9 protein-coding genes are annotated in these 7,103 nt (G+C 73.1%); 4 read left to right on the top strand and 5 right to left on the bottom strand.

Annotated features, from left to right (window positions below):
* The coding region (locus tag AB0H87_RS35285; protein WP_360155914.1) for an ATP-binding protein at positions 1-570 on the top strand (570 nt) is incomplete at its 5' end.
* Positions 567-1,232 carry a response regulator transcription factor gene (locus tag AB0H87_RS35280; protein ID WP_360155911.1) on the top strand — a complete coding sequence of 222 codons (666 nt, stop codon included), beginning with the start codon at positions 567-569 and terminating at the stop codon, positions 1,230-1,232. The genes AB0H87_RS35285 and AB0H87_RS35280, both read left to right, overlap by 4 nt.
* Positions 1,233-1,237: 5 nt before the next feature.
* On the opposite strand, the gene AB0H87_RS35275 is transcribed toward AB0H87_RS35280, so the two are convergent.
* Both AB0H87_RS35275 and AB0H87_RS35270 read right to left on the bottom strand, forming a co-directional pair.
* On the bottom strand, positions 1,238-1,849 hold the full coding sequence (locus AB0H87_RS35275) for a VTT domain-containing protein (protein WP_360155908.1): 612 nt from the start codon (positions 1,847-1,849) through the stop codon (positions 1,238-1,240).
* Positions 1,846-2,379: a phosphatase PAP2 family protein gene (locus AB0H87_RS35270; RefSeq protein ID WP_360155905.1), complete on the bottom strand. Its 534-nt coding sequence runs from the start codon at positions 2,377-2,379 to the stop codon at positions 1,846-1,848. Before AB0H87_RS35270 ends, AB0H87_RS35275 begins: the two co-directional genes overlap by 4 nt.
* Positions 2,380-2,461: 82 nt before the next feature.
* On the opposite strand from AB0H87_RS35270, the gene AB0H87_RS35265 reads away from it, so the two are divergent.
* The gene (locus tag AB0H87_RS35265; RefSeq protein WP_360155902.1) at positions 2,462-2,842 is read left to right on the top strand and encodes a BlaI/MecI/CopY family transcriptional regulator; all 381 of its coding nucleotides are present in this window, start codon (positions 2,462-2,464) and stop codon (positions 2,840-2,842) included.
* Positions 2,839-3,711 carry a M56 family metallopeptidase gene (locus tag AB0H87_RS35260; RefSeq protein ID WP_360155899.1) on the top strand — a complete coding sequence of 291 codons (873 nt, stop codon included), beginning with the start codon at positions 2,839-2,841 and terminating at the stop codon, positions 3,709-3,711. Before AB0H87_RS35265 ends, AB0H87_RS35260 begins: the two co-directional genes overlap by 4 nt.
* 108 nt (positions 3,712-3,819) lie before the next feature.
* Here the strand turns inward: AB0H87_RS35260 and AB0H87_RS35255 are convergent, their stop codons facing one another.
* The 3 genes from AB0H87_RS35255 to AB0H87_RS35245 all read right to left on the bottom strand — a co-directional run.
* The gene (locus AB0H87_RS35255) at positions 3,820-4,191 is read right to left on the bottom strand and encodes an STAS domain-containing protein (protein WP_360155896.1); all 372 of its coding nucleotides are present in this window, start codon (positions 4,189-4,191) and stop codon (positions 3,820-3,822) included.
* A 59-nt stretch (positions 4,192-4,250) separates the two neighbouring features.
* Positions 4,251-4,691: an ATP-binding protein gene (locus AB0H87_RS35250; RefSeq protein WP_360155893.1), complete on the bottom strand. Its 441-nt coding sequence runs from the start codon at positions 4,689-4,691 to the stop codon at positions 4,251-4,253.
* 89 nt (positions 4,692-4,780) lie between these two features.
* A partial coding sequence (locus AB0H87_RS35245; RefSeq protein ID WP_360155890.1) for a tetratricopeptide repeat protein occupies positions 4,781-7,103 on the bottom strand: 2,323 nt, incomplete at its 5' end.

Genomic DNA, 7,103 nt, shown 5'->3' with positions numbered 1-7,103 from the left:
TGTGCATCGTCCGGTGGGCTAGCAGGTGCCGGTGGTACGCCGCGACGCGCGCCAGCGGCGATCGGTGACACCGCCCGCACCGCCCTCAGCGAGATGCGCCGGCTGCTCGGCGTGCTCCGGGAGGACGTCGAGGCCGAGGACGAGCTGCGCCGGCCCCAGCCCGGACTCCGCCAGCTCTACCCGCTGCTCGACGAGGTCCGCGACGCCGGATCGACGGGCGTGCGACTGATCGTGTCGGGCCGGGTCGAACCCCTCGACCACGGCCTCGAACTGACCGCGTACCGGATCGTCCAGGAAGCCCTGACCAACGCGCGACGGCACGCACCCGGCGCCTCCGTCGACGTCGAGCTGCACTACGGCGAGGACGAGCTGTGCGTCCGCGTCCACGACAACGGACCGGGCCTACCCCGCGTCGAGCCCCCGACCGCGGACGCCGACCATGCCGGCCACGGGTTGGCCGGGATGCGCGAGCGGGTCGCGATGGCCGGTGGGCAGGTCATCGTCGGACCGGGTCCCGGTGGCGGATTCATGGTGGAGGCGCTCCTGCCGACGAAGGGAGCACCGACATGACGCGCATCGTGGTCGTCGACGACCAGGACGTGGTCCGCGCGGCCTTCGAGGTGCTGCTCGGGACACAACCGGACTTCGCGGTCGTCGGATCCGCCGCCGACGGCCAACGCGCCGTGCGGTTGTGCCGCGAGCTGAGTCCGGACGTCGTCCTGATGGACATCCGCATGCCGGGAATGGACGGTATCGAGGCGACCCGGCGCATCATCGCCGACCGGGAGCACGAGGCGCCCCGGGTGCTGATCCTCACCACCTTCGACCTCGACGAGCACGTGTACGACGCCCTGGACGCGGGAGCGAGCGGATTCCTCCTCAAGGACGCCACGGCCGAACGCCTCTTCGACGCGGTCCGCGTGGTCGCCGCCGGCGGGGCCCTGCTGGCACCGACGGTCACGCGCCGGCTGGTGGCGGAGTTCTCCCGGCTCGGCAACCGCCGGCGGGAACCGGACGCGGTGCTGCGCACCCTGACGGCGCGAGAGACCGAAGTGCTGCGCCTGCTCGCCGAAGGACTGTCCAACACGGAGATCGCCGGGCGGCTGGTGGTCGGCGAGGAAACGGTCAAGTCGCACGTGAGCCGGGTCCTGGCGAAGCTGGGCCTGCGCGACCGGACGCAGGCGGTGGTCGTCGCATACGAATCGGGCCTGATCGTCCCCGGGGACCGCTGAGCCCGTCACCCGACCCGCGAGCGGTGCCGCGACCGCAGGAACGCGACCGCGACCGGCAGCAGCGACACGGCCACGATCCCGATGAGGATCAGCTCGATGTGGTTGTGGACGAACGCGACCTGGCCGAGGAAGTAGCCGAGCGCGGTCACGCCGCATCCCCACAGGACGCCGCCGAGGACGTTGAACCAGCTGAACGTGCGGTACGGCATCCGGCTCGCGCCGGCGACGATCGGTGTGAAGGTGCGGACCACGGGGACGAACCGGGCCAGGACGATCGACCGGGCGCCGTGCCGGCGGAAGAACCCCTCGGCGCGTTCGAGGTTCTCTCGCTTGAACAGGCGCGAGTCGGGGCGGCGGAACAACCGGGGGCCGACGCGGCGGCCGAACAGATAGCCGACCTGATCACCGGCGATCGCGGCGATGGCGATCAGCACGCAGGCGAGCCACAGCGGCAGGTGCACGTAACGGCCGTCGGCGATCAGCAGCCCGACGGTGAACAGCAGCGAGTCGCCTGGCAGGAAGAAGCCGATGAGCAGGCCAGACTCGGCGAACACGGCGGCCAGCACCCCGGCGACGCCGAGGGTGGAGATCAGCCACTGTGGGTCGAGGACGTTCACGGGCGTTCGACCGCCCGGCGGATACGCACGAGCCGCCCGGCGAGCGCGACAACGGCAACGGCGGCGGCCGCGATCACGAGGCTGGCCAGCACGTCGGCCGGGTAGTGCACGCCCACCCAGATCCGGGCCAGACCGATCACAGTGGCGCCGACCAGGAGCAGTGCGCCGAGCCTGCGGTCGAGGAACCAGCCGACGGCCAACGCCACCGCGAACGCCGCGGTGGCGTGGTCGCTCGGCAGGGAGGTGCCCGGGCCGTGGGGGATCAGCTGGTGGACGTGGTGCGACTGGAACGGTCGCTGCTCCAGGCCGAGGCCCGCGACGGCGACGCCGAGCAGGAAGGCCAGTGCCAGCGTGGCCGCGATCTCGGCGACCTGCCGGTGCTGGCGGCGCCGCAACGCCCACGCGACCCGGACGGCGGCGACGGCGAACAGCACCGCGATCAGCCAGATCGCCGCGAACTCGATCGGGTCGTCGACGGCGTCGATCCGGCCGGCAAGCGAGTTGATCGACTGGAACAGCGCGTAGTTCACCCGACCCAACCTCCTACAACTTGTAGGTGCTGTCAAACCTACAACGTGTAGGTGCTACGGTCGTGGCGTAGGGGGTGGACCGATGGCGTTGACCGCCGGAGCCGGACGCCGGCCCCACGGCTCACTCGAAGCCGAGATTCTGGCGACGCTCGCCGCTGCCACCGAGCCGATGAGCGCCGCCGACGTGCAGCGGGCGCTGCCGCACGACCTGGCGTACAACACCGTGCAGACGATCCTGATCCGGCTGCTCGAGAAGGACGCCGTCCAGCGGCGGCCACGGGGGAGAGGGCACGTCTACTGGGTGCGCCACGCCGAAGCCGCCGAGGCCGCCCGCCGGATGCGGGCCACCCTCGCCGGCCGGCCCGACCGCGCCGCCGTGCTCCAGCAGTTCGCCGCCGGGCTCGACGACGCCGACGCCGAGATGCTGCGCGCCCTGCTCGCCGAACCGCCGGAGGCCACGTGACCTTCGCCGTCTACCTGCCCGCCGCGCTCTCGCTGCTGCTCGTCGCGGTCTCGCGGGCCGCGGCCCGGCACACCTCACCCGCCGCGGTGACCCGCGGGCTCGCCCTGGCCGCCGCCGGCACAGCGATCGCGTACGCCGCCTGCCTGAGCTTCCTCGCCCTGACCCTGCTCGACGACCTCCCGCCGTTGGCCGCCTTCGACCACCTGCCCGGTCTGCCCAGGCCCGTCCCGGGACCGATCGCCCTGGCCGCGGCCGGGTTGCTCGGCTGGAGCGCCTGGCGGCTGCTCCGCGACCTGCGGATCCGCCGCGACACCCACCGCAGGCTGCGATCCGTGGGCAGTCCCGACGCGGGCGGGCTCGTCGTCGCCGACTGGGCGGCACCGCACGCCGTCGCGGTTCCCGGAAGGCCGGGCCACGTGCTGATCACCACGGGTCTGCTGCGGACCCTCGACGGCCGCGAGCGTGCGGTCGTGCTCGCGCACGAGCAGGCCCATCTGCGACACGGTCACCACCGCTTCACCGCCGTGGCAGCCGCTGCCGCGGCCGTCAACCCGCTGCTCGCGCCGCTGCGCGACGCGGTCGCCCACCACGCCGAGCGGTGGGCCGACGAAGAGGCCGCGAGCCAGGTCGGCGACCGCGGGCTCGTCGCGCGGTGCGTGGCCAAAGCCGCGCTGGCCGCGACCCCGGTGCTCGGCCTCGGCGGCGCCAGCGTGGTCGGCCGCGTCCGCGCCCTGCGGAGCCCCGCGCCGGACGGACGCTGGACCCGGTTGGCCGGGCCGGCCGCGATCGTCGCCATGATCGCGGCGGTCACCGCCACCGCCGCCGTCGAGTTCGCAGCGGTCGCGAGCGCCTGGCTCCACGCCGTCTGAAACCGCAGGAGACCTTGCGCTCGCGCTGCTCGTCGAGGGCGTCGGGATCGCCTACGTCATGGTCATCTCCGTCCTCAACGCCGCACCGAGAACGGACCCGCGCCGCGATCAGCCGATGAGGCGGTCCGGCGGCCGCCGCTGGCTTGGCGCGGCACCGAAGCCGGTGGTCAAGGAGGCATCGGTCGCGAGGAGTTCCGCGACACCCGTGATTTCCAGTACCCGGGCCACGGTGCCGCTCGCCCCGGTCAGGTGCAGCGATCCGCCGGCGCGTTGGCAACGAGTTGCGGCGGCGATCAGCGCGGAGATTCCGCGCGAGTCACAAAAGGCGAGCTCTTCCAGGTTGGCGACGATCCGGGTGTGACCATGGGCCAGCTGGTCATCGAGGCAGGCCACCAGCTGCGGCGCGCTTTCCATGTCCAGCTCGCCGGCCAGATGGAGGACGCTGCCGATCGGGTCATGGGTGACGGAGATTGTCAGCACCGTGCCGCTCCTGAGTTATCGGTGGGTTCGCGGAGATTGGTGCGGGACCGGGGGTCTGGTCATGGTTCGCCGCTTGAACCGAGGGAGCCGCTGATACTGATCGTAGTCCCCGTCGCGTCGCTGTGGATGCGCAGATCGTCGCTTGCCTGCTGGGCAAGCCACAGGCCCATACCACCCGTCGGGGACGGTTGTGGCCGCCGGTGTGGCCGCAGGTAGGGGGTGGCGTCGAAGCCCGGGCCGTGATCGACGATCTGGCAGAGCAGGGCACCGTCGCGCCACAGGAGCAGCTGTCCGGTCCCTCCGCCGTGTCGCACGGCATTGGTCATGGCCTCGTTGACCGCCACAAGGAAGTCATCGAGGCTGTCCATGCTCATGCGACAGCGGCGCGCGAACGCCCCGACCTGGTGCCGGACTGCGGCGACGGTGGCACGGTCGAAGGCAGCCTTCAACAACAACGTGTAACCGGCCACCGCGGGATCGGTGGGGTCGAACTGTGTCACGCCACCTCCGCTTGTGCCGCGCTGCCCGTGTCCTTAACCGCACGACCCGGACATAAACCTCGTCAACGGGAGTGACTCACGGTGGGAGCTCAGTTCGCCGTCGACAGGAAGACCGTCGAGTGCGCGCCGAGCTTGGCGCGGACCTGCTCGGCGTCGGGGTGGCCGGCGTTGTCGAGCAGCTCCAGCGAGCGCCGCCAGCTCGCCTGCGCCGCTTTCGGGCGGCCCAGTGCCTGCTCGGCGTCGCCGATGTGGTCCAGCACCGTGGCCGTGAGGTAGGTGTCGCCGACGTCCTCGAAGAGCAGCAGCGCCGACCGGAAGTAGGCCAGGGCCGTGTCGTGGTCGCCGCCGCCGTGGTGGACGACGCCGAGGCTGTCCAGGGTGTGCGCCTCGCCGATCGCGTTGCCCGTCTCGCGGTGGATCTCCAGTGCCGCCGCGCAGTACTCCGCCGCCTCGTCGTACTCGCCGAAATGTGCGTGGTGCCAGCCGATCGAGTTGAGCGCACTGGCCTGGCCGGCCAGCTGGCCGGTGGTCCGGCACAGCTCCAGCGCCTCCAGGCTGTGCCGGATCGCGGCGCGGTGGTCGCCCTGGAGCGTGCCGAGGAAGCCGAGCCCGAACTGGGCACTCGTCTGGCCGTTGTGGTCGCCGAGGGCCGCGAACTCCCGCAGCGACGCCGACAGGTTCGCCCGGGCCTCGTGGTGGTGACCGAGGTGGGTCTGCGCGCCGCCGAGGGCGCGCAGTGCCTGGGCCCGGCCGGCGCGGTCGGCGGCCCGGTCGGCCGCGGCCAGCGCGGTGGTCTGCGCGCGGAGCTGGTCCGCGAAGAGACCCCGCCGGTTGAGGTACGTGATCATCGACCACGCGATGCGCCAGGCGTGGCGGTCGAAACCGGTGGCCGCCGCCTCGTCCAGGATGGACATCAGCACCGGGCGTTCGACCGCGAGCCACGCCGTCGCCGCGGCCCGGTCCGCCGGCCGCTGCACGACGACGTCCGGCGGCGGGCCCTCCAGCGTGATCGGCTCGAGATGCGGCTCCATGATCAGCGTGTTGGCCGCGTGGGTGCTGTGCAGGTAGTGGTCGAACATCCGGCTCCGGGCGGCGAGCCGGTCGGCGTCGCTGTCGACTGTGGAGACGAGCTCGGCCGCGTACGACCGCAGGAGGTCGTGAACGGTGAACCGCTCCGGCGCGCTCTCTTCGACGAGGTTGGTGTTGACCAGCTCGGCCAGGTGCGCGCGGGCCGTCTGCACCGGCTCGCCCAGGAGGCTGGCGGCCGCCGCCGTCGCGATGTCGGCGCCGGGATGCAGGCCGAGCAGGCGGAACAGCCGCGCCGACCCGTCGTCGAGGCCCTGGTAGGACCAGGAGAAGACGGTGCGGACATCGGTGGAGGCGTCGTTGCCGGACAGCGCCGCGAGCCCGCCCGCGGTCCGGTCGGGCGTCGACCGGCGGCTCGCGTGGGCCGACACGATGCTCAGCGCGAGCGGGAGGCCGGCACACCGGTCGACGAGGTCGTCCACCGAGCCGGGCCGGGCCTGCGTGCGGGCGGCGCCGAGCCGGCGGCGGATCAGCTCCCGCGCCTCGGCGACGCCCAACAGCCCGAGCGGCAGGGGATGCGCGTCGTCGAGGGCGACGAGCGACGTCAGCCGCCGCCGGCTGGTCACCGCGACCAGCGCGGTGCCGCTGCCCGGGATCAGCGGGCGCACCTGGTCGGCGTCGCGGGCGTTGTCGAGCACGACCAGGACGCGCATCTCGGCCAGCAGGCTGCGGAACAGCCCGATCTGGGCGTCGAGGTCGGTGGGGATCCGTGGCTGCGGCACGCCCAGCGCGTCGAGCAGGCACCGCACGGCCTCGCCCGTGGTCACCGGCGCGCCGCCCGGTGAGTAGCCGCGCAGGTTGACGAACAGCTGACCGTCCGGAAACCGGTCGACGGCGCCGTGCGCCCACTGCGTGACCAGGGTGGTCTTGCCGATGCCACCAGGGCCGTCGACGGCCGCGATCACGACGCGCTTTCCGCGCACGGCCTCGTCGGCCAGTGCGTCGAGCTGGGCCATCTCCTGCGTACGGCCGACGAAGTGCCGGATCGGGGCGGGGAGCTGGCGCGGGACGACCCGCCGGCGCACCGGCGGTGGCAGCGACACCGGCACCGACTCGGCGGGGACCGGCGGCCGTGCGTCCGTGGCCGGCGGCACCTGGCCGCGCAGCACCCGCAGGTGGGCGTCGTGCAGCTCGGCGCCCGGCTCGATGCCCAGCTCCCCGGCCAGCCGGTCCCGGACCTCGGCGAACAGCGCCAGCGCGGCCGCCTGACCACCGGACCCGGCGAGCGCGAGGATCAGCCGGGCCGCCAGCCCCTCGTGCAACGGCTCGCCGTCGAACGCCGCACCGACCCGCTCGACGGCCTCGTCGTGGCGGCCCGCCGCGATC

Source organism: Asanoa sp. NPDC050611 (assembly GCF_040654855.1).
Taxonomy (GTDB): Bacteria; Actinomycetota; Actinomycetes; order Mycobacteriales; family Micromonosporaceae; genus Asanoa.
The sequence above is the reverse complement of the archived record's forward strand: the minus strand, read 5'-3'. Positions and strand labels throughout refer to the sequence as shown.